The sequence below is a fragment of the Xanthomonas sp. NCPPB 3761 genome (assembly GCF_041475705.2).
GTDB lineage: Bacteria > Pseudomonadota > Gammaproteobacteria > Xanthomonadales > Xanthomonadaceae > Xanthomonas > Xanthomonas phaseoli.
This window is the reverse complement of record NZ_CM191262.1, coordinates 3,139,105-3,161,694: the sequence shown is the minus strand read 5'-3', so window position 1 is coordinate 3,161,694 and position 22,590 is coordinate 3,139,105. Positions and strand designations below refer to the sequence as shown.

Here is a 22,590-nt window from a genome sequence, read left to right as displayed (position 1 = left end):
CATCACGGCCGTCATCCTCAGCGTGCCGGCTTGCGTTTGACGTAGAGCTGCTTGCGGACCTGTGCGACCACTTCGCCGTCGCGGTTGTAGACCGTGTTCTCGAACCAGCGCAGATGTTTCTCGCCGTTTGCGGTGGCCTGGCGCAGTTGCGCCAGCACGCTGTCGTCGATGACGAAATCCGCCGTTACCGTGCCGCGCCCGGGCTTGACGAATTCGATGCTGCCGGCCTTGTCCCACACGTAATAATCGCGGCCCAGGTTCTGCATAGTCAGCAGCATCCAGAACGGGTCGGTCATCGCAAACAGGCTGCCGCCGAAATGGGTGCCGACGTAGTTGCGATTCCACGGGCGCTGGCGCAGCTCCACCCGCGCAAAACGGTAGTCGGCCGAGAGCACGGTGACGTGGATGCCGGCGAACAAGAACGGCGGCCACAGATTGATGCCTAACTTGAACAACGATGCGCGCATGCGGGCCTGTTTCCTTGGCAAGGGACGTGCTCAGCATAACATTCGCATGCGTATGGAGGCTTGCCGCATGCCGACATCGAGACGGTCGTGTTCGTACTGCGAGCAGTCCAGACGGTGGGTCATCTCCGCTTACGCAGTCGCATGGTGTGCATTGCCGCTTGGTGCACACCGGGCAAGAGCCCACCGTGGTGGTGCAGCCTTCGTAGAAGCGGACCTGGCCGCGACGGCGCGCTCCCCGTGAATCCCTTATCGGGGACTGGCGAGTACCGCCTGGTCGCGGCCGGGGCCGCTCCTACGTGTCCGTGTGGCGCCGCAGCGCCACTGGCTGTCAGAACACCAGCGCCGACATCTTGCGACGATAGCGGCCGACCAGGTCTTCGTCCTCGATCACGCGGAAGGCATCGATCAGGCTACGGCGCGGCAGGTTGTCGTCGAAGCTGCGGTCCTGGCGCAGCATTTCCAGGAACTGCTCCAGCGCCGCTTCGTCGTTGCCGTCGAGCAGGTGGCGCACGCCGAGCAGGTGACGGGCGCGCAGGTCGGCGCCGTTGGCATCCACGGCGGCCTGCAAGGCGCCGGCGTCCGGGGCGTCCTTGAGGACGTTGGCAAAACTCAGCCGCGCCTTGGTGCGCACCGCGCGATCGTCGGTGGCCAGATTGGCGGGCAGGGCATCGATCAACTGCTCGGCCTCGGTGGTGTCGCCGGTCTTGAGCAACGCCAGCGCCAGGTCCAGCTTGAGTTCGTCCTTGTCCGGTTCGGCGGCGACCGCTTCACGCAGCGCCGCGGCCTGCGCCTGCGGGTCGAGCGGCGCCAGCGGCACCTCTTCGGCCACCTGCGGCTCGGCCGGCAGCACGCCGTGCTGGGTCAGGAATTCGCGCACCTGGCCTTCCGGCATCGCGCCAGGGAAGCCGTCGACGATCTCGCCGCCCTTGACCAGGAACACCGTCGGCACCGAACGGATCTGGAACGCCGCGGCGATCTGCTGTTCCTTGTCCACGTCGACCTTGCCCAGCTCGAACGCACCGTTGTACTCGCCGGCCAGCTTTTCCAGGATCGGCGTCAGCGACTTGCAGGGGCCGCACCAGGTGGCCCAGAAGTCCACCAGGACCGGTGTGGTCAGCGATTTCTGCAGGACCTCGGTCTCGAAGGTGTCGGTGGTGGCATCGAATACATGCGGCTTGTCGGACATGGGCTTCCAGAAGTTAAGTACGGCGACAGTGGGAGGTAATGGTGGCAAACGCGGCTGACACAAGCCTAGCGGCAATGACGCGCGCACGTGCCCGGGTCAGGCGCCTTCCGCATGGCCGTGTGAGCACCGGGGGTTCACGCCGCGCCCGACCGGCATGACAATGCCGCGTCCTGGCGGCGCTTCGCGCCCCGTGTTGGAGTAAGCCAATGGCAACCACCGAGCGCGCACAGCGCTACATGGGCCTGATCGCCGCAACGGTTTTCGTATTGGCGCTGGCCGGTTTCGGCGTCACGTTGCCGGGCTATCTGCAGGCCAGCCATCCGGTGGCGCTGTTGGGCGCGCAGGGCGTGCCGCATGCGCTGGGCTTCAATCTGGTCGCGTTCGTGCTGGTGGGCGCGCTGGGCATGGCTACCGGGGTGAGTCTGCTGGCGCGCATGCCGGCCAAGGCCAGCTGGAGTCTGCGCGTGGGTGGGCAGTTGATCGTGCTGGCCGGCCTGGCCTTTCTGGGCATGGGCATGCTGCCGCTGGACCCCACCGATCTGGACGGCCGCGCCAGCCAGGCCCATGCCACCGCCTGGTTATTGTGGGCCGTGGCGTTCGTGCCGGGCATGTTGTTGATTGCCGCCGCGCTGCTCAACGATGCCGCAACCCGCACCCTGGCCTGGTTGAGCCTGGCGGCAGGATTGCTGGTGGCGGTGCTGGCGTTCGGTCCGCCCGGCCTGGTGCGCCAGGCCATTGCGCAACGGCTGGCGTTCCTGGCCTGGGTCGGCTGGCTGGCGGTGGCGGGCTGGATCTGGCCGCCGAAGCCGGTGGCGCTGCGGTAACGGTTTGGTCCACCTGCTGCACTGCGGTACCCTGTACCGCTTTGCACCGCCCGAGCATCCGCTCCCAATGTCCACCGTCGAACCGAACGTCTACGACCCGCAGCAGGTCGAAACCTCCGCCCAGCAATTCTGGGATGCCACCCGCGCCTTCCAGGTCGACGAGAACTCGGAGAAACCCAAGTTCTATTGCCTGTCGATGCTGCCGTACCCGTCCGGTGCGCTGCACATGGGCCATGTGCGCAACTACACCATCTCCGACGTGGTCAGCCGCTACAAGCGCATGACCGGCCACAACGTGCTGCAGCCGATGGGCTGGGATGCGTTCGGGTTGCCGGCCGAAAACGCCGCGATCAAGAACAAGACCGCGCCGGCCAAGTGGACCTACGCCAACATCGAGCACATGCGCGCGCAGCTCAAATCGCTGGGCTACGCCATCGATTGGTCGCGCGAGTTCGCCACCTGCACGCCGGACTATTACGTTCATGAGCAGCGCATGTTCACCCGCTTGATGCGCAAGGGCCTGGCCTATCGCCGCAACGCGGTGGTGAACTGGGACCCGATCGACCAGACCGTGCTGGCCAACGAGCAGGTCATCGACGGCCGCGGCTGGCGCTCCGGCGCGCTGGTGGAAAAACGCGAGATCCCGCAGTGGTTCCTGCGCATCACCGATTACGCCCAGGAACTGCTGGACGGCCTGGACCAGCTGGACGGCTGGCCGGATTCGGTCAAGACCATGCAGCGCAACTGGATCGGCCGTTCGGAAGGCCTGGAGATCCAGTTCGACGTGCGCGATACCGACGGCGCCGCACTGGACCCGCTGCGCGTGTTCACCACCCGCCCGGACACGCTGATGGGCGTGACCTTCGTGTCGATCGCCGCCGAGCATCCGCTGGCCTTGCACGCGGCCAAATCCAATCCGGAGCTGGCGCGCCTGTTGGAAGAGCTCAAGCACGGCGGCGTCTCCGAAGCCGAGCTGGAAACCCAGGAAAAACGCGGCATGGCCACCGGCCTGACCGCGGTCCACCCGATCAGCGGCGAGCAGGTGCCGGTGTGGGTGGCCAACTTCGTGCTGATGGGCTATGGCACCGGCGCGGTGATGGCAGTGCCGGGCCACGACCAGCGCGATTTCGAATTTGCCAACAAGTACAAGCTGCCGATCGTGCAGGTGGTCAAGCTGCGTGAGCCGCGCAACGACGACGAGCAGAGCTGGGACGCCAGCCAGTGGCGCGACTGGTACACCGACAAGAGCCGTCCGCTGGAGTTGATCAATTCGGCCGAGTTCGACGGGCTGGATTTCGGCGGCGCCTTCGAGGCACTGGCCGAGCGTTTCGAGCGCAAGGGCCAGGGCCAGCGCCGGGTCAATTACCGCCTGCGCGACTGGGGCGTGAGCCGCCAGCGCTATTGGGGCTGCCCGATCCCGGTGATCTATTGCGCCAAGTGCGGCGCGGTGCCGGTGCCGGAAGACCAGTTGCCGGTGGTGCTGCCGGAGAACGTGGAATTTGTCGGCACCGGTTCGCCGATCAAGACCGACCCGAGCTGGCGCCAGACCACCTGCCCGGACTGCGGCGGCCCGGCCGAGCGCGAAACCGATACCTTCGATACCTTCATGGAATCGAGCTGGTACGTGGCGCGCTACACCAGCCCGAATGCACGCGACATGGTCGACCGCCGCGCCAATTACTGGATGCCGGCCGACCTGTACGTGGGCGGCATCGAGCACGCGATCCTGCACCTGATGTACTTCCGCTTCTATCACAAGCTCATGCGCGACGCGCGGCTGGTGGACAGCGACGAGCCGGTGACCAATCTGCTCACCCAGGGCATGGTCATCGCCGACACCTTCTATCGCGATGCCGACAATGGCGGCAAGGACTGGATCAACCCGGCCGACGTGGAGATCCAGCGCGACGAGCGCGGCCGCGTGACCGGTGCGGTGCTGATTGCCGACGGCCAGCCGGTACACATCGGCGGCACCGAGAAGATGTCCAAGTCCAAGAACAACGGCGTGGACCCGCAGTCGATGGTGGCCAAGTACGGCGCCGATACAGTGCGGCTGTTCTCGATGTTCGCCGCGCCGCCCGAGCAATCGCTGGAGTGGAACGAAGCCGGCGTCGACGGCATGGCGCGCTTCATGCGCCGGCTGTGGGTGCAGGTGCACAAGCATGTGGGCGAGGGCAGCGCAGCGGCGCTGGATGCCGCCAGCCTGAGCGCCGAACAGAAGGCCGTGCGCCGCAAGACCCACGAAACCATCGGCAAGGTCAGCGACGATTATGGCCGCCGCCACAGCTTCAACACCGCCATTGCCGCAGTGATGGAACTGTCCAACGCGCTGGCCAAGTTCGACGATGCCAGCGAACAGGGCCGCGCGGTGCGCCAGGAAGCGTTGGAGGCGATGGTGTTGCTGCTCAATCCGATCACCCCGCACGCCAGTCACGCGTTGTGGCAGGTCCTGGGTCGTGGCGAGACGCTGCTGGAAAACGTGGCATTCCCGCAGGCCGATGCCAGTGCGCTGGTGCGCGATGCGTTGACGCTGGCAGTGCAGATCAACGGCAAGTTGCGCGGCACGATCGATGTCGCTGCCGATGCGACCCGCGAGCAGATCGAAGCGCTGGCGCAGGCCGAGCCGAACGCCGCCAAGTTCCTCGAAGGCCTGAGCGTGCGCAAGATCATCATCGTGCCCGGCAAGATCGTGAACATCGTCGCGGGGTAAGCCGCGCTGATCCGGCCGGTGACCTTCGCCGGCCCGGGCAGTGCGCCGGATCGGTGTAGCGACGCGGCGGTGGCGAGAGTGTTCCGGCGCGGTCAGGACGCATCGGTGATAGTGCCGCTGCAGCGACTGCACGCTGCACCGACGCGCGAATTGCGGCGTGCTGCTGCGACGGCTCTGGCGATGCACCGCATGGGCGCGCGGCAAGCCGGAAGGCGAGGGTGATCGGCGAGAAGTGCCAGGCGTCTGCGGCGTTCATTCCATCGGTGCATGACGATGCGCCGCCGGGTTTAGCAAGATCACTGCATCGGCGCGGGGCGTGGCTTAGGTGGGCACGGCTTTCGTTTTCGACATCGCATGTACTGGCGCGCACGATGCATTTGTAGAGTTTTGGCCGTGGTTGCCGACGATTGGTTTCACCGGCGCGTGGCGACGCGTTTTTTCATTCCTGGGGCGCCGCAGTGTTTCGCGGTGTCCTCTCAAGCCCCGTTCACGCGGTCTCGGGCAGGCTAGCCGCCTGTTGCCGCCGCCGGGGCGCTCATCCAGACTGTGCCCATGATTCGATTCCCTACTGCCTTCGCTGCGTCCCTCGTGCTTGTCTCAAGCCTCACCGCCTGCGGCTTCCATTTGCGCAATTCGCTGGCGTTGCCGCCGGACACACCGGCGGTGAAGGTGCAGTCCGCCGTGCAGTACAGCGAGCTGGCCAAGCTGTTGCGGCGTGGTCTCAGGGCCTCCGGTGCCACGCTGGCAGATGAAGACGCCAAGACCGGCTTTGCGCAGGTGCAGGTGTTGTCCGAGCGTTGGGGCGACCTGCCGATCGCCATCGATAGCCAGGGCCGCGCCCAGGAATACAGCCTGCGCTACGCGGCCATTTTCACCGTCACCACTGCCAATGGCTCGGTGCTGGTGCCGCAGCAGGTGATCGAGCTGTCGCGCGACTACGTGTCGCCACCGGTGGACGCCACCGGTACGGCAACCGAGCGCGAAATCCTGGCCGACGAACTGCGCAAGGACATGTCGGCCTCGATCCTGCGTCGTATCGACAGTGTGGTGCGGGCACGCCTGCAGCGCGGCGAAGGTCTGGAAAGCACGCCGACCGCGCCATTGCCGCCGGCCCCTACGGCGCCGGCGCAGCCCACCACGACGCCCGAATCCAGCGTGCCGGCGTCGTTGCCGCCCGCGCCCACGTCGGGCAACTGAGCCGCGCCCCGCGTTTTCGGTGATGGAACTTCGCCCAGAGCAGCTGGCCGGCCAGTCCAGCCAGCCATTGCAGCCGGTGTATCTGATCGCCGGCCCCGAGACCTTGCGTGTGCTTGAGGCCGCCGATGCCGTGCGCGCGCGGGCGCGCGCCGAAGGCATCGGCGAACGCGAAGTATTCGATGCCGATGGCCGCGAGTTCGACTGGAACCAGCTCGACGCCAGCTTCAATGCGCCCAGCCTGTTCAGTCCGCGCCGCCTGGTCGAAGTGCGCCTGCCCAGCGGCAAGCCCGGCAAGGACGGGGCCGAGGTCATCACCCGTTTCTGCGCCAACCCGCCGCCGGACGTGGTGCTGCTGATCACCGCCAACGACTGGAGCAAGGCGCACCACGGCAAGTGGGCGGAGGCGGTCGGTCGCATCGGCACCATCGCGGTGGCCTGGGCGATCAAGCCGCACGAACTGTCCGACTGGATCGAGCGCCGCCTGCGCGCGCACGGCCTGCGCGCCGACGCTGCTGCCGTGCAGCGCCTGAGCGAGCGGGTGGAAGGCAACCTGCTCGCCGCCGCACAGGAAATCGACAAGCTTGCCCTGTTGGCCGACGGCAAGACGCTGGATCTGGAGGCGATGGAATCGCTGGTCGCCGATGCCGCGCGCTACGACGTGTTCCGGCTGGCCGAAACCACGTTGTCCGGGCAGCCGGCCGCGGTGATCCGCATGCTTGCCGGCCTGCGCGGCGAAGGCGAGGCGGTCGCCGCGCTGATGCCGATCCTGATCAAGGAACTGCTGCGCACCGCGTCATTGGCGAAGGTGCAGGCCAACGGCGGCAACCTGGCCGCCGAAATGAAGGCGCAAGGGCTGTGGGAATCGCGCCAGGCGCCCTTCAAGCGCGCGCTGCAGCGTCACCCCGAACCGCGCCGCTGGGAACGCTTCGTCGCCGAAGCCGGGCTGGTCGATCGCATGGCCAAGGGCCGCGCCGACGGCGATGCCTGGGTTGGTCTGGAGCGCCTGCTGGTGGCCGTGGCCGAAGCCCGTGCGGTGAGATTGTTGGCGTGAGGGCTAGGGACGCCGGGACCCGGGACCCGGGACCGGGGAGCCGGGAAGGGCAGGGTGACCGGCAGCGAGCCCATTCCGACCAGCTTGCGCAGGCCAGCCCTGCAATCAGCTCTTCCGGATCGCAGGAACAGCAACACTCCCATGCCGACCACGTTGCGGACCCTGGCTCTTCCGATTCCCGAATCCCCAATCCCGATTCCCAGCTCCATCTTTATTACGGCGGCACCTTCGACCCGATCCACCTGGGCCATTTGGCCATCGCCTGCGCGGCGCGCGACGAACTGGGCGCATGCGTGCAACTGGTGCCGGCCGCCGACCCGCCGCATCGCCCTGCACCCGGCGCCACCGCCGCGCAGCGTGCGCAGATGCTGCAACTGGCGCTGGCCGACTATCCAGGCCTGCAACTGGATACCCGCGAACTGCAGCGCGCCGCGCAGTGCGATGCGCCGTCCTACACGGTCGATACCTTGCGCGAGCTGCGCGCCGAACTCGGCCCTGCAGCGCCGATCGCCTGGTTGCTCGGCGCCGATGCCTTCGTCGGGCTGCACCACTGGCATCAGTGGGAGGCGTTGTTCGGGTTGGCGCATTTCGTGGTTGCCGCCAGACCGGGCACGGCCTTGGCGCTGGCCGACGCCCCGCAGCTGGCCGCGGCGGTGCAGGGCCGCTGGGTCGCTGGCGCGGACGCGCTGGTCGGCGCGCCGGCGGGCTGCCTGTATCTGCTGCATCAGCCACTGCGCGGCGAGTCGGCCAGTGCGGTGCGCTCACGCATCGCCACCGGCGCGCACTGGCAGAGTCTGGTGCCGCCCCCGGTGGCCGGAATGATCCAGCGCGAAGGCCTGTACCGTCGCGTCCGCCCGGCTACCTGAACACGCGTCCGCACGGACCGGCCTATAATTCACGCCAATTCCATCGAGTTGCCGCTTTGACCAGCCAAGCCCAAGTCATCAAGACCTCCCTTCCGAACCCGCCGCCGTCCGTGCCGGCCCTGTTGGCTACCGTGCGCGAGGCTGTCGAAGAACTCAAGGCCAAGGACGTGGTCGAGATCGATGTGCGCGGCAAATCCAGCGTCTGCGACTACATGGTGGTGGTCTCCGGCACCTCGACCCGCCACGTCAAATCGATCGCCGACGAAGTGGTCAAGTTCGCCAAGCGTCTGGACGTGATGCCGCTGGGCGTGGAAGGCGAGCGCGAAGCCGAATGGGTGCTGGTCGACCTGGGCGATGTGGTGGTGCATGTGATGCTGCCGCGCGTGCGCGAGTTCTATGCGCTGGAGCGTCTGTGGACCGTGGGCGATCAACGCCCGTCCGACGAAGACGAGTCCGACGAACTGCGCTGAATCTGCGCAACTGCGCCGCAGGCGTGCAGAGACAGCAACGGCGCCCTTGGGCGCCGTTATCGTCTGGGGCGTCCGCTGCGCCATCGGTCGGCATCGTGCATTCCCCGCCACTCGCTGTTCGGGACAAGCACACCACCGGCGCGCAGCGCCACGCACTTACAGCGGTCCGCGTTCCCACGGCCCGGTGATGGCCAGGGTGATGCCTGGCGTCTGGATGTTGATTAACAAGGTACGCGCCAACGGGTCCCAGCACGCGCCGCAGAACTCGGTGTCGCGGTAGTCGCCTTCGGCGATCGTCTTGCCGGCATCGGCAATCTGCTGCGAGGTCAGCTGCACATTGTTCTTGGCCAGATAGAACGACGCGCCGTTGCGCGTCAGGCCGAGCAGACGCGCGCCAGGGCCGTATTCGTCCGGGCTTTCGCCGCCGTCTTCGCACAACACCACGCCGCCGCGCGCACTCACCGTCACGTTGTCCGGGTTGTGCGCGGCCAGCTGATTGCCGCTGACGAACAGCGCGCTCAGGCGTTGGGTAAACAGGTCCAGCACCCACACCGCACCGTTGCCGTAACCACGGCGCCCCTGCGCATCCATGCCGGTGCTGGTGTCGACGATGAACATCTTGCCGTAGCTGTACCAGATGCCTTCGCCGCGGCTCATGCGCAGCGCGCCATCGGCCCAGGCTTGTGCGAACGGACCGCTCAGGGTGTCGTTGGCGCCGATATCGGCAAAGCCGGTTGGGGCGGCGATGCTGTCCAGGTCGGGCTCGGAGATATCCACCCATTCCAGCTGGAACTGCTGGCCGATGCTGGCCACGGTCAGATCGGCATTACGGCGCCCGCGCACGCGTGCGGCCTGCAGCCGGCCACCGTTTTCCAGCGACCCGTTACGTCCACGGCGGTCGTTGGGAATGAAACGGTATAGCCCGGCCTTGTTGCGGTCGTCCTCGGTGAGATAGACGATGCCGGTGCGCGGGTCGATCGCCACCGCCTCATGGCTGAAACGGCCCAGGCCCACCAGTGGGCGGCCGGTGGTGCGGTGGCTGTCCGGGTCCACCTCGAACACATAGCCGTGCTTGCGGCCGGTGCTGGAGACCGCATTGGTCTTGATCTCTTCGCAGCTCAGCCAGGTGCCCCACGGGGTCGGGCCACCGGCGCAGTTGACCAGGGTGCCGCCCAGGCTGGGCTCCAGGCTGCCCCAGCCGCGCCGGCCGTAGCTGAGCGTGGTGGTGCCGCCGCCGGCCTGCTGGGTGCCGCTGACGATGCCGGTGTCGTACATCGCCGGGGCGCGAAACGGGCTGCCTGCGCCGCGTTCGTGGTTGCGGATCAACACGTATTCCAGGCCGCGCAGCGGATCGCTACCGGGGCGCCAGTCGGGTCGGCGCAGGCCGACCACAGCCATGCCGTCATGCCGGTCGGGGCAGGGTTGGCCGTCGTCCATGCGGTCGCCGCTCCAGCCGAACGAGCGGTAGCTGAAGCCCTGAGGCAGCTGCAGCAGCGGCAAACCGGTGCTCTGGTCGGGGACCGGGGCGAGTGGGCCGTACCGGCTCGGGACCGGCGCAAGTTGCGTGGCGGGCGAGGTGGCGGCCTGGGCCTGGCGCGACTGCAGCGCACTCAAGCTGCCAAGGGCGCCGGCGGCCATGACGGCAGCACTGCCCTTGAGAACCTGGCGGCGGGCGGGATCGAAAATCGGCATCGAACGACTCCTGCGTGGCTGGGTGGTCGGGCGACACTAATTGCCGGCTGTAACCACACCATGACACGCAGTGACAAATCGCCGCGGGCTGCCCGGGCTGTGACGCGGATATCATGTGGCGATGAAATGCCGACTCATCGCTACCGGCGAGCGCGCACCGAGCTGGGTAGCGCAAGGTTTTGCCGAATACCAGAAACGTCTCTCGCACTGGATGCCGCTGGAGCTGGTCGAGATCGAGCCCGGCCTGCGCGGCAAGGGCCGCGACGCGCAGCGCGCGACCGACGACGAAGGCCGTCGCGTGCTCGCCGCGCTGCCGAAAAACGCCTACGTGGTGGCGCTCGATGTCCCGGGGCGCCCGCTCAGTTCCGAACAGCTCGCCCAGCGCATGGAGCATTGGCGCGGACAGGGCCGCGACCTGGCGTTTCTCATCGGCGGGCCGGAAGGCCACGCGGCAGAGGTGCTGAGAAGTGCCAGCGAAAGCTGGTCGATCGGGCCGCTGACCCTGCCGCACATGCTGGTGCGCCTGATTGTCGCCGAGCAGCTGTATCGCGCCGCGGCGATGCTGGCCAACCATCCCTATCACCGCGCATAAGCGCGGCTAACGAAACGTGTGTGCCGAGCCATATCGATGCGGCGGCTGCAATTGCAGGCCGCCGCATCCGCTCGCCGCTCAGTTGAGCGAGAAGCTCACCGGCACCAGGCCATAGGCCTGCACGGCCTGGCCGTTCTGCATCGCCGGCTGGAAGCGCCAATTGCGCAGCACCTGGCTGCGCGCGGCCAGGTCGAGCATGCGATGACCACTGCTGGTCTGCACGCTCACTTCGGCCGGACGTCCATCGGTGCCAACCAGTACGCGCAGCAGTACCGTGCCTTGCTGGCCTGCACGCAGGGCGGCCGCCGGATAGCTCGGCGCGGGCGAACTCAGATACTGCAACTGACCTGCTTCGACCGGGCCGCTGGGTGCAGTGGTTGGCGACACACTGTCTGCAACAACGTCGGAGGCCGTTGCGGCAACGGCAGACGGTGCGCTGTCGACAACGGAGGTTTCACTGAGCAGCGGGGCCTGCACCGCTACCGGCAGCGGCTTGGTCGGTGAATGCGTTTTCGGCGTGAACTTTACTTCGACGGGAAACACCCGCGGTGGCGGCGGTGTCGGGATGCTGACCGGCATGAGCCAGCGTTCCTTTGGCGCGGTCTGCTGCGGAATGGCCCGGTGCGAGAGCGGAATCAATAACAACCCGCCCGCCAGTAGGTGCAATGCCACGGCCGTACTCATCGCCAGGACGCGCGAGGGGTCGATGCCAAGGGGTCGGGAAGAAACCTGCGATTGCGTGCGAACCATCATCCACCTCCAGAACGGAACTGCGGAAAGGACCAGCGCGACCCGGACGCACATCACCATCCGGTGGCGTAGGTTTACCGCAGCGGTGGCGACCGCACAAGCGCCACGCACATGTGCGCGGCTGAACCGGGCCGTCGGCGCGGCACGCGTGATGCTCATGGTGCTTGGGGACACGTTGCGGCTCACGCGTGTCCGCTTGGGTCAATCGCGGCACTCATCCGCGCAAACAAAACGCCCAGCCGAAGCTGGGCGTGGATCGAAGAAAAGCCCAGCCCTTCGCAGGGCTGGGGAAGCGACGCTGACGGGAGAGTGCGTCAGTAGTCGTACGACACGGACAGCACCGCGTAGCGCGGCTGGGTGAAATAGACCCCCATGCCGTAGGTGTTGGACAGGGTGTAGGGGCTGTCTTCCCAGGTGGAGTCCACTTGCAGCGGTTTGCGTTCGTTGAAGATGTTGAAGCCCTGCAGGGTGACGGCCAGTTTCTTGTCGGCAAATGCCGGGCGGTAGGTCAGGCCCAGGTCGACGATCTTCGTCCATGGCATGCGGCTGGCGTCGCCAGGCCGCGATGGCTGGCCGTTGCAGATGTGATAAGCCGAGCCGTAACCGACCGGGTCGCCCGCATCGGAAGACTCATCAGTGCCGTTGGTGCTGACATAGCCCAGGCAGGACCGTGGCGTTCCGGACAGGATGCGGATATTGCCCGCGACCAGCCATTCCGGTGCGATCTGGTATGAGCCGTAAATCTTGATCTGGTGGCGACGATCGTTGGCCAGGTCGCCGCCGGAATACCACATCAGCGCAGCTGCATCCCAGTCCTGGGTTTTGGACACGTCGGTCTGCCCGATATCGGATTTCACTTGGCCCTCTGTGTTACCAAAGTTGCGCGACAGGGTGTAATCGATGCGGCCCTCCCACTTGCCGTCGAACGGATGCTGCAGGAACAGATCCAGTGCCAGGTACTTGCGCTTGGCCTTCTTGTCGAAGCCCCAATCGGCCGACGACATCGAAAGCGCGGTGCGGCCGGAACCATCCAGGTTGGCCAGGCTGAAGGAGTTGGTTTCGCTCGGGTTGAAGATGACGCACCCGGGAACATTGACGGTGCTGGGGTCAACGCCGATCGCAGTCAGCTTGGTGCGCATCTTGTCCGAATCGCAGACATCGTCGATGGCGGTGCCCAGGTTGCGGTAGGTGAACTTGGCGCCGGTGACCCAATCGCTGCCCAGCGTCTTGTCGAAGCCGACCATGAACTCGTCCTGGTACATCGACTTGAGATCCCGGGCGGCGACGCTGGCCGAGTCGGTCGGCTGGCCGCATTCCTGATTGGACGAGACCACGTTGCCGCCGCAGGAGAAGCCCGCGCTCGGGTCGACCGCGATCGGCGTCAGGCCGGTGGGATTGCCTTGCGCATCGATGCCCGTGTAGTTGAAGTACTCGCGGGTGTAGGTTGATGGCGATGCCCCGCGGATGGCGACGCTGTTGGGCAGTGCCAGATAGTAGCGGCCAGCGTTACCGTAGACTTTGAATGACGAATCGCCGAACACGTCCCAACTCAGGCCCAGGCGCGGTGCCCACTGGTCGCCGCTTTCTACGTACGGCGTGCCGGCATCGTTGAAGTTGGTGAACTTGTCGTTGCGCACGCCCAGCGTCAGCAACAGGTTGTTGGTCACCTGCCACTTGTCTTCCAGGAAGTAAGCCTTCTGCCGGACCGACATGCTGGTGGATGTGTTGTAAACGCCTCGATACACGTAGTAACCGTCGCCGCCTGCCGGACCAACGCCTAGCGAACCGCTGATCGGCAAATCCGGACGCGACGAATTACCGTAGGTCCAGGTATAACCCGGTCCGGTCGTGACCACGCCCTCGTTGTCGGCGTTGAAATACATGTTGTCGACGCCCGCGGCCAGCGTATGGGCGCCCAGCGCGTATTCCAGGTCCAGACGCAGACCATGCGTACGGTTTTCGCCGTCGCGTCCTTGGGACGACGTCTGATTGTTGCGGATCTCGTTGCCTCCGGTGACGGCGGGATCCTGCAGATTGGCCGAATACAGATACGGATTTGTGCTCGGGTTGTTGCGGTAGTCGCTTTGCTGGCTCTTGCCGTAGGTCGCGCTGAAGGTCAGTGCGTCGGTGATATAGCTGGTGTACTTGCCGATGTAGTAACGGTCGTTGACCTTCACGGTGTCGGCGAATGCATCGTCTGCATTCGAGGTCACGCCGTCGTAGCCATTGAAGGCGCTGTAGACGCCACTCTCGCGGTAATTGTTTTTTACGCCAGTGAATTCGAGGACATTGCTGTCGTTGATATTCCAGTCGATCTTGGCATAAACCTTCGGCTCGTCCTGGCGATAGTTGTTGCGGCCGATGACCGGGTCGTCGCGGCGTGCGGTCGACACGCCTTCGGTACGTTCCTGTTCGGCGGCAATGAACACGAAGAGCCGGTCCTCGATCAGCGGTCCACCCGCGTAGGCGCTGTAGACCGTATTCCATGCCTGGTCGCCCTTGCGGCTGCGGTACAAGGTGCCGGGCAACGTTGGATCGCTATAACCATAGGCGCTGCTTGGCGGGGCAGTGTCCGGATAGAAGACATTCTTGTAGTCGCTGGACAGGCTTTTCGGCCGCCACAGCATCTGCCCGCCGAAGTGCCACTCGTTGGTGCCGCGCTTGCCGACCTGGCTGAGCACGCCGCCGGCCGAGCGGCCGTAGCGGGCGCTATAGCCGCCGGTATAGGTCTCTTGTTGGTCGATGGCGCCGTAGGGCAGGGTGACGCCGCCAATGTTGGTCAGCGGATTGGAGCTGAGATAGCCGTTGAGGTAGTAGGCGTTCTCGGTGACGCCGGCGCCGCCGAAGGAAATGGCGTTGCCGAAATAGCCGCTGCCCTGTACCGCGCCAGGCGACAACAGCGCGATCGCTTCGCCCGAGCGTGCCAGCGGCAAGCGCTGCAGTTGCTCGGCCGTAATGACGGTACGTGAAGCAGTGGCGGAGACGTCCACCGGCGAAATATTTTTGCCGGTCACCGTGATGGTGCCCAAGGTGGCAGTGTCGTCGGACGCACTGCTGCTGCCGAAGGACACATCGGTACCGGCGCCAACGCGCAGTGCGATGTTCTTGCGGGTTTCGGCGGCCTGGCCTTCGCGTTGCAGCGTGACGGTGTAAGTGCCGACCGGAAGGTTGCCGATGGCATAACGGCCATTGGCATCGACCGTTGCCGTGCGCGTCAGACCGGTATCGCTCTGCGCGGTGACCGTTGCACCTGCACTGGCCGGCGCGCTTCCGTAGATGCCAGCAGTGGTACTTTGCGCGGCTGCAGTGCCGGTGGCGAGCATGCCGACGGCGCCGCTCAGGGCAAGCGCAAGCATGCTGATACGGCCATAGCGCGCAGGCGAGGTGGAGCGGAACGAGCGGCGTTGCCGCGCGGCTTGGCTGGTCATCTCTATCGCTCTCCGGATGGGCGCCGTCACGAAGATGACGGTGCGTTGACAACCGATGCTAGAGAGCGGTCGCGCCTGCTTAAAGAACGATTTCTCTGAATTTCATGTTTTTTTAAGCACAAACAACCAAGAACGCGTATTCAGGACAAGTGGGTGTGACTCTGGACACTTGAACCAAGCAATTGCTTTGGTCATGGAGAAGGTCGCTAGTGGCCAGTAATTAGTGATCACCAGCGACTGGCGGCGGCCAGAGGTGAGGTGTGCACTGGCAAGCGTGCAAACGACACTGCCCTCCGGGGAGGGCAGTGCAAATGCAACGCGTGGGACTGGACGATGGTCTGCCCTGTCAACGCCCCAGTTCGAACGTCACCTCCAGGTTGATCGACAAGGTGCTCTCGCCGGGTGCGACCGGGGTGTCCATCTCGGCCTTGGCCGAGCGCATCGAGGCGGCCATCATCATCGGGCGGACCGCGCCGCCGCTGCGGCCTTCGGAGATGCTGACGATGCGGCGCACCTTCAGGCCCAGCGATTTGGCATACGTTTCGGCGCGCGCCTGGGCCTTCTTCAGTGCGGCAACCCGAGCTTCGTCGTAGACCGGCTCGGGTTGGTCGATCGAAAAGCTGGGGCCGTTGATGTCGTTGGCGCCTTGCGCAACCAGCGCGTCGAGCACTTTGCCCAGGCGGGTGATGTCGCGCACCTTCAGGCTGACCGTGTTGCTGGCCTGGTAGCCGTTGATCTTGGGCGCTTCGTTCTCCTTGTAGGTGTACTGCGGGCTCAGGTTGATGCCGCTGGTTTGCACGTCCTTGTCGGCGATGCCGGCAGCCTTGACCGCGGCCATGACCTTGCTCATCTGTTCGGCGTTCTGGCGCATGGCGGCGTTGCCGTCGGCGGCCTGGGTGACCACACCGGCAGACAGCGTGGCGATGTCCGGCTCACGCTTGGCCTCGGCCTCGGCAGAGACGTTGAGCAGGGTGCCGTCGCTGGGAATGGTGTAGCTCGACGCAGGTTGGGCGTGGGCAGTCATGGCGGTTCCCGCAGCGATGGACAGGGCCAGCAACAACGGCTTGAGATGGGTACGCATGAGATCTCCTTGTCTGTGTGGGGAGCGTGTTGGCAGGTCGATGAATGTGTTGTGAGTCGAGCACGACCACCCCGTTGGCAACGGTGTGTGCGTTCACCAGGCAAGCGGGCGAGTGCAGGCAACAGGTATGCTGGACGGATGCTCTATCTCGCTTCCCGTTCGCCGCGCCGACAAGAACTCCTGCAACGCCTGGATGTGCCGTTCCAGACGTTGCAACTGGATGTGCCCGAGCTGCGCGCAGCCGATGAATCGCCCGACCAGTACGTGCAGCGCGTTGCGCTGGAGAAGGCGCACGCCGGGCTGGCGCTGGTACAGGCCGCCGACCCCGACGCCATCGTGCTGGGCTCCGATACCGAAGTGGTGCTGGGCGAGCGGGTGTTCGGCAAGCCGGTCGACGTGGACGATGCCGTCGCCATGCTGCGCGCGTTGTCCGGGCGCAGCCACCGGGTACTCACGGCAGTGGTTCTAGTCTGCGCACGGCGCGCACCGGCGCAGGCATTGGTGGTGTCGGAGGTCACCTTCGACACCCTCGATGATGCGCAGATCGCCGCCTACGCCGCCTGCGGCGAGCCGATGGGCAAGGCTGGCGCCTATGCGATCCAGGGCCGCGCCGAACGCTTCATCGCCCATCTGTCCGGCAGCTATTCCGGCGTGATGGGATTGCCACTGTATCACTCCTCGCAGTTGCTCACAGCCTTCGGAGCGCATTGATGTCGGAAGAGATTTTGGTCAACGTCACCCCGCGCGAGACCCGTGTGGCGGTGATCGAGAACGGCATGCTGCAGGAGTTGCATATCGAGCGCGGCTGGCGCCGGGGCGTGGTGGGCAATATCTACAAGGGCAAGGTGCAGCGGGTGATGCCCGGCATGCAGGCGGCGTTCGTCGAAGTGGGTCTGGAGCGTGCCGCGTTCCTGCATGCCAACGATGTGGTCCGGCTGACACCGGCGCCGGCCAGTGTGGTCGATACCGAGGAAACCCCGATCCCGCCGCCGCCGCCGGCCTCGGTGCCGATCGTGGAGCTGCTGCGCGACGGCCAGGAGATCGTGGTGCAGGTGGTCAAGGACCCGATCGGCACCAAGGGTGCGCGGTTGACCACGCAGATCAGCATCCCTTCGCGCTATCTGGTGCTGTTGCCGCAGTCCAAGGTGGTTGGGGTGTCGGCGCGCATCGAAGACGAAGCCGAGCGGCTGCGCCTGAAGACAATCGTCAGCGAGGTCTCGGCCCAGCATGGCGGCTTCGGCTACATCATCCGTACCAACGCCGAGGGCCAGCCGGCCGAGGCGCTGGCCGAGGACATCGCCTACCTGTCGCGGGTCTGGAACGTGGTCGAGCGCCGCGGCCGCGAAGCGCCGCCGTGCAGCATCATCTACGAAGACCTGAGCCTGCCGCTGCGTGCGGTGCGCGACCTGATCCGCCGCGACGTGGAAAAGGTCAAGGTCGATTCCAACGAGACCTTCGTGCAGTTGCAGGCCTTCGTGGCCAAGTACATGCCGGTGCTGGCCGAGCGACTGGAGTTGTACACCGGCGACCGCCCGATCTTCGACCTGTACGGGGTCGAAGACGAGATCGGGCGTGCGCTGAACAAGCAGGTGCCGCTCAAATCCGGCGGCTATCTGGTGATCGACCAGACCGAGGCGATGACCACCATCGACGTCAATACCGGCTCGTTCGTCGGTCAGCGCAATCTGGAAGAAACCGTCTTTCGCACCAACCTGGAGGCCGCGCAGGCGGTGGCGCGGCAACTGCGCCTGCGCAACCTGGGCGGCATCATCATCATCGACTTCATCGACATGGACGATCCGGAGCACCGCCGGCAGGTGCTGCGCACGCTGGAAAAAGCGCTGGCACGCGATCACGCCAAGACCACCGTGTACGAGTTCTCGCCGTTGGGCCTGGTGGAGATGACCCGCAAGCGCACCGTCGAAAGCCTGGAGCGCCAGCTGTCGGAGACCTGCGGGCACTGCGGCGGGCGCGGCACCATCAAGACCGCCGAAACGGTGACCTACGAGATCTTCCGCGAGATCACCCGCGCGGTGCGACAGTTCGATGCCGCGCGCCTGCTGGTGATCGCCTCCTCGAAAGTGGTCGCCCGCATCACCGAGGAAGAGTCCGCCGCCGTGGCCGAACTGGAAGAGTTCCTCGGCAAGAGCATCCGCTTCCAGTCCGACGACCAGTATCTGCAGGAGCAGTTTGATGTGGTGCTGCTGTGAGATCGGGATTGGGGAATCGGGATTCGGGATTTGTAAAAGCCGGCTCCGTCATGATGTGCGGCCAGCAGGAGCGTTGACGTTACCGTGCTCGGACACGCTGTAACCAATCCCGAATTCCCAATGCCCAATCCCCGCTCCTGATGCCCACCCCGCTGCGCCGCCGTCTGCGTCTGTTTCGCCGCTATGCGATCACTGCCTGCGCGCTTGCGCTGGTGGCGGTCGCGTTGTTGGTGGGGGCGGCCAGCCAGGCGCTGCCGTTGGCCGAGGAACATCCGCAGCAGATTGCGCAGTGGCTGAGCCAGCGTGCCGGTCAGCCGATTGCGTTCGATCGGCTGCAGACCGAATGGACCCGGCGCGGTCCGCTGCTGCGGCTGGATGGGCTGCGTATCGGTCCGCACGGCGAGGTGCGTGTCGGCCAGGCCGAAGTGCTGCTGGCGATGTACGCCGGGTTGCTGCCGGGCCATTCGCTGACCGAGATACGTCTGCGCGGCCTGGCGCTGACCTTGCAGCGCAGCGACGACGGTGTGTGGTCGGTCCAGGGCATGCCCGGCGGCGGAAACTCCGATCCGCTGGATGCGCTGCGCCGGCTTGGCGAGATCCAGCTGGCCGAAGCGCGCCTGCATGTGGCTGCGCCGTCGATCGGCCTGGACACCACGCTGCCGCGCATCGACCTGCGCCTGCGGGTCAGCGGCTCGACCGTGAAGGTGGGCAGCCGCAGCTGGATCGATCTCAAGCGCGCGCCGTTGACGGCGGTGCTGGAATTCGACCGCGACAGCGGCGACGGCAGTGCCTACATCCAAGCCGACCCGGCCGACCTGTCTGCGTGGGCGTCGCTGCTGCAGTTCGGCGGCATGCGCGTGGATGGCGGTGGTGGGCGCTTGCAGGCCTGGGCGCAATTGCGCGCGCGCCGGATCGCCGCAGTGAGCGTGGATGCCGACCTGCAGCAGCTGCGCCTGTCCGGCGCCGCGCTGCCGGACGAGACCGCGCGGCGCACGCTCACCTGGGAACGGCTGCAGGCGCGTGCGCGCTGGCAGACCATCGATGGCGGCTGGCGCGTGGACGCGCCGCTGTTGCGCCTGGGCCAGGCAGCGCAGCTGCAATACCTGGACGGGCTGAGCATTGCCGGCGGGCGCCGCTATGCGGTCGTGGCCAAGCATGTGGATGTCTCGGGCCTGATCGCAGCTGCCGCCCTCAGCGAGCAGTTGTCGCCTGCCTTGCGGCGCTGGCTGAGCCTGTCCAAACCGCAGCTGCGCGTGGCCGACCTGCAGGTGGTCGGCGAGCAGGGCGGCGCGCTGCGCGCGCAGGGCCAGATCGAAGCGCTGGGGTTTCTGCCGGTGGGCAATGCGCCTGGCATCAGTGGCCTGCGCGGCACCCTCGATGGCGACGCGCAGGGCGTCGAGCTGGATCCCGCGCCCGACGCCACGCTGCGTTTCGACTGGCCGACCGGCTTCGGCGTGGTGCACGAGATCCAGCTGGCCGGCAAGATCGTCGGTTGGCGCGAAGGCGCGGGCTGGCAGGTCGCCACCCCGGCGCTGCGCGTGCAGGGCAAGGATTACGGCGCCAACGTGCGTGGCGGGTTGTGGTTCCAGGGCGACGGCAGCCGCCCACGCATGCAGCTGGCGGCCCAACTGGACGATGTGGCGTTGCCGGTGGCGCGCAAGTTCTGGATCCGCTCCAAGATGAGCGAGGCCGCCATCGACTGGCTCGACATGGCCGTGGCCGGCGGCACCGTCACCGGCGGCACTGGCCTGGTCAGCGGCGATCTGGACGACTGGCCGTTCGACAATAACGACGGGCGCTTCGAAGCGTTCGGGCAGATCCGCGATGGCCAGATCCGCTTCCAGCCGGACTGGCCGGCGATGGAGCAGGTTCAGGCCCACCTGAGCTTCATCGGCAACGGCTTCTCGCTGCAAGGGCAGGGCGATCTGGCCGGTACCCCGATCGCGCAGCTGGAAGCGGGCATTCCCAGCTTTGCCACCTCCGAACTTTACGTCCGCGCCTCCACGCAGGCCGATGCGGCGCAACTGCTCGGCATGTTGCGCAAGAGTCCGCTGGAGCGGCGCTACGGCGACACCTTGCGCAATCTCACCGTGTCCGGGCCAGCCGCCGTAACCTTCGACCTGCTGCGCCCCTTGCGGACGCATGGCGTCGGTGGGCATTTGCAGGGCACGGTGGCCCTGCAGGGCGCCAAGCTGGCCGACGCGCGTTGGGATCTGGCCTTCGATCAGGTCAGCGGGCAGGCCCAGTACCGCGACACCGGCTTTGCTGCCGAGCGGCTGAGCGTGCAGCACGAAGGCCGCAGCGGCGAATTGTCGTTGCGCGCCGGCGGCTTGGTGCAGGACCCCGCGCAAGCCTTCGAAGCGCGTCTTGGCGCCACCCTGGATGCCAAGGAACTGTTCGACCGTGCACCCCAGATGGAATGGCTGCGCCCGTACGTCCATGGCAGTGCGCCCTGGCAGGTGGGCGTGGATGTGCCGCTGCCGCCAGCCGGGCAGACCGATGCGAACGCGGTGCTGACGCTGCGGTCCAATCTGGTCGGCACCACGCTGGATCTGCCCGCGCCGTTGGACAAGGCCGCCAGCGAGCCATTGGATACCCGGGTCAAGGTCGCGCTGCCGCTGGGCGATGGCGACATCGATGTGGGATTCGGCAAGCTGGTGGCGCTCAAGGCCAGCAGCCATGGCGAGCAGACCGGCGTGCGCGTGGTGATGGGCACCGACACCGTTACCGAACGGCCGCCCGCCAACGGGCTGGTGGTGACCGGCCGCGCTGCGTCGCTGGATGCGATCGACTGGATCAGCCTGGCGCGCGGCAGCAGCGGCGACGCCGACATGCCACCGTTGCCCGGCCAACCGGCCGTGCCCAGCAAGGACCCGATGCCGTTGCAGCAGGTGGATGTGCAGGCAGACCGGTTGTTGATGATCGGCGGGGTGTTCCCGCAGACGCGTCTGCGTCTGCGCCCCACCCGCGATACGGTGGCGGTGACGCTGGACGGCCCCTCGCTGGCCGGCCAGCTCACCGTTCCCAATGCCGACGGCGCAACGGTGCAGGGCACGTTGAAGACCGTGCACTGGCAGCCGGTGGAGGCGCCTGCCGAGCCGGCCGCGCCCGAACCGGGCGACCCATTGGCAGGCGCGTTGCCGGAGCCCGCGCGGCGTGCGGTGGCCGAATTCGACCCGGTGTCGATCCCGCCGCTGGCATTGGATATCGCTGATCTGCAGATCGGCAAGATGACCTTCGGCGCGGCCACCCTGCGCAGCAGCCGGCTCACCGACGGCATGCAGGTGGATCAGCTGCAGCTGCGCTCGGACGATCAGAACATCGGCCTCACCGGGGCCTGGCGCGGCAAGGGCGAGGCGGCCAGCACGCGGCTGTCGGCGCGCGTGGACAGCCGCAACCTTGGCAATCTGCTGCAGAATCTCACCCTGGGCGGCCAACTGCGCGGCGGCGAAGGGCAACTGGAGCTCAACGCCGGCTGGCAGGGCTCACCAACCGGTTTCGCGCTCGGTTCGCTGGACGGGAACCTGAAGGTCGATGTGCGCAACGGCCAGTTGCTGGAAGTGGATCCGGGCGCCGGCCGCGTACTCGGCCTGCTGAGCGTGGCGCAGCTGCCGCGCCGGTTGATGTTCGACTTCCGCGATTTCTTCTCCAAGGGTCTGGCCTTCAACAAGCTGGCCGGCGAGGTGCGCTTCGGCGAGGGTTTCGCGCGCACCGACGCCATCCGCATCGAAGGCCCGGCTGCCGACATCGCGATTCGTGGCCAGACCGACCTGCGCGCGCAGACCTTCGACCAGACCGTGGACGTGAACCCCAAGGCCGGCAACCTGCTGACCGTGGTCGGCGCAGTGGCCGGTGGCCCGGTGGGTGCCGCCGTTGGCGCAGCGGCCAACGCGGTGCTCGGCAAACCGCTGGGCGCCATCGGGGCAAAGACCTATCACGTCACCGGGCCGTGGAAAGACCCGCAGGTGGACGTGGTGGAGCGCGAGGCGCGCGAGCGGGCGCCGAGCAAACCGGCCGCACCGTCCGGCAAGTCCGGCAAGGCAGATCCGACGCAGCGCTGACGGAG

General features: G+C 66.5%; 16 protein-coding genes. 10 read left to right on the top strand and 6 right to left on the bottom strand.

Annotation, left to right across the window (positions count from 1 at the left end; translation table 11 throughout):
* Positions 1 to 17: 17 nt before the first annotated feature.
* Positions 18 to 467 carry a DUF4442 domain-containing protein gene (locus tag ACCQ00_RS13835; RefSeq protein ID WP_017157144.1) on the bottom strand — a complete coding sequence of 150 codons (450 nt, stop codon included), beginning with the start codon at positions 465 to 467 and terminating at the stop codon, positions 18 to 20.
* Between the two features lie 328 nt (positions 468 to 795).
* The gene (gene trxA, locus ACCQ00_RS13830; RefSeq protein WP_039570304.1) at positions 796 to 1,653 is read right to left on the bottom strand and encodes a thioredoxin; all 858 of its coding nucleotides are present in this window, start codon (positions 1,651 to 1,653) and stop codon (positions 796 to 798) included.
* Positions 1,654 to 1,859: 206 nt separating this feature from the next.
* Here trxA and ACCQ00_RS13825 point away from each other — a divergent pair, with 206 nt between their 5' ends.
* The 6 genes from ACCQ00_RS13825 to rsfS all read left to right on the top strand — a co-directional run bounded on the left by ACCQ00_RS13825 (position 1,860) and on the right by rsfS (position 8,771).
* A complete protein-coding gene (locus tag ACCQ00_RS13825) occupies positions 1,860 to 2,477 on the top strand; it encodes a DUF998 domain-containing protein (RefSeq protein ID WP_017157146.1) in 618 nt (205 codons plus the stop codon).
* Positions 2,478 to 2,544: 67 nt separating this feature from the next.
* Positions 2,545 to 5,187, top strand: coding sequence for a leucine--tRNA ligase (leuS, locus tag ACCQ00_RS13820; RefSeq protein WP_039583645.1), 2,643 nt, complete (start codon positions 2,545 to 2,547; stop codon positions 5,185 to 5,187).
* 552 nt (positions 5,188 to 5,739) lie between these two features.
* A complete protein-coding gene (locus ACCQ00_RS13815) occupies positions 5,740 to 6,384 on the top strand; it encodes an LPS-assembly lipoprotein LptE (RefSeq protein ID WP_039583647.1) in 645 nt (214 codons plus the stop codon).
* 22 nt (positions 6,385 to 6,406) lie between these two features.
* On the top strand, positions 6,407 to 7,435 hold the full coding sequence (holA, locus tag ACCQ00_RS13810) for a DNA polymerase III subunit delta (protein WP_017157149.1): 1,029 nt from the start codon (positions 6,407 to 6,409) through the stop codon (positions 7,433 to 7,435).
* Positions 7,432 to 8,301, top strand: a complete 870-nt coding sequence (nadD, locus tag ACCQ00_RS13805; protein WP_039583650.1) for a nicotinate-nucleotide adenylyltransferase — start codon at positions 7,432 to 7,434, stop codon at positions 8,299 to 8,301. The genes holA and nadD overlap by 4 nt, the downstream gene beginning before the upstream one ends.
* 56 nt (positions 8,302 to 8,357) lie before the next feature.
* Positions 8,358 to 8,771, top strand: a complete 414-nt coding sequence (gene rsfS / locus ACCQ00_RS13800; protein WP_005912943.1) for a ribosome silencing factor — start codon at positions 8,358 to 8,360, stop codon at positions 8,769 to 8,771.
* Between the two features lie 156 nt (positions 8,772 to 8,927).
* Here rsfS and ACCQ00_RS13795 read toward each other — a convergent pair whose 3' ends face one another.
* Positions 8,928 to 10,463, bottom strand: a complete 1,536-nt coding sequence (locus ACCQ00_RS13795; RefSeq protein WP_039583651.1) for an alkaline phosphatase PhoX — start codon at positions 10,461 to 10,463, stop codon at positions 8,928 to 8,930.
* 121 nt (positions 10,464 to 10,584) lie between these two features.
* On the opposite strand from ACCQ00_RS13795, the gene rlmH reads away from it, so the two are divergent.
* Positions 10,585 to 11,055, top strand: a complete 471-nt coding sequence (gene rlmH, locus ACCQ00_RS13790; protein ID WP_039570316.1) for a 23S rRNA (pseudouridine(1915)-N(3))-methyltransferase RlmH — start codon at positions 10,585 to 10,587, stop codon at positions 11,053 to 11,055.
* A 78-nt stretch (positions 11,056 to 11,133) separates the two neighbouring features.
* Here rlmH and ACCQ00_RS13785 read toward each other — a convergent pair whose 3' ends face one another.
* The 3 genes from ACCQ00_RS13785 to ACCQ00_RS13775 form a co-directional block, all read right to left on the bottom strand.
* Positions 11,134 to 11,808 carry an energy transducer TonB gene (locus tag ACCQ00_RS13785; protein WP_080950375.1) on the bottom strand — a complete coding sequence of 225 codons (675 nt, stop codon included), beginning with the start codon at positions 11,806 to 11,808 and terminating at the stop codon, positions 11,134 to 11,136.
* 311 nt (positions 11,809 to 12,119) lie between these two features.
* Positions 12,120 to 15,233, bottom strand: a complete 3,114-nt coding sequence (locus ACCQ00_RS13780; protein ID WP_039570322.1) for a TonB-dependent receptor — start codon at positions 15,231 to 15,233, stop codon at positions 12,120 to 12,122.
* A 346-nt stretch (positions 15,234 to 15,579) separates the two neighbouring features.
* Positions 15,580 to 16,314 (bottom strand): SIMPL domain-containing protein, encoded by a 735-nt coding sequence (locus tag ACCQ00_RS13775; protein ID WP_039570325.1) that lies wholly within the window; start codon positions 16,312 to 16,314, stop codon positions 15,580 to 15,582.
* 138 nt (positions 16,315 to 16,452) lie between these two features.
* Between ACCQ00_RS13775 and ACCQ00_RS13770 the strand changes: the two genes are divergently transcribed.
* From ACCQ00_RS13770 to ACCQ00_RS13760, 3 genes are all read left to right on the top strand, one after another.
* Positions 16,453 to 17,025 (top strand): Maf-like protein, encoded by a 573-nt coding sequence (locus ACCQ00_RS13770; RefSeq protein WP_372353956.1) that lies wholly within the window; start codon positions 16,453 to 16,455, stop codon positions 17,023 to 17,025.
* Entirely contained in the window at positions 17,025 to 18,524 is a 1,500-nt protein-coding gene (gene rng / locus ACCQ00_RS13765; protein WP_039570331.1) for a ribonuclease G, read from the top strand. Before ACCQ00_RS13770 ends, rng begins: the two co-directional genes overlap by 1 nt.
* A 140-nt stretch (positions 18,525 to 18,664) precedes the next feature.
* The gene (locus ACCQ00_RS13760; protein ID WP_039570334.1) at positions 18,665 to 22,585 is read left to right on the top strand and encodes a YhdP family protein; all 3,921 of its coding nucleotides are present in this window, start codon (positions 18,665 to 18,667) and stop codon (positions 22,583 to 22,585) included.
* Positions 22,586 to 22,590: the final 5 nt, after the last annotated feature.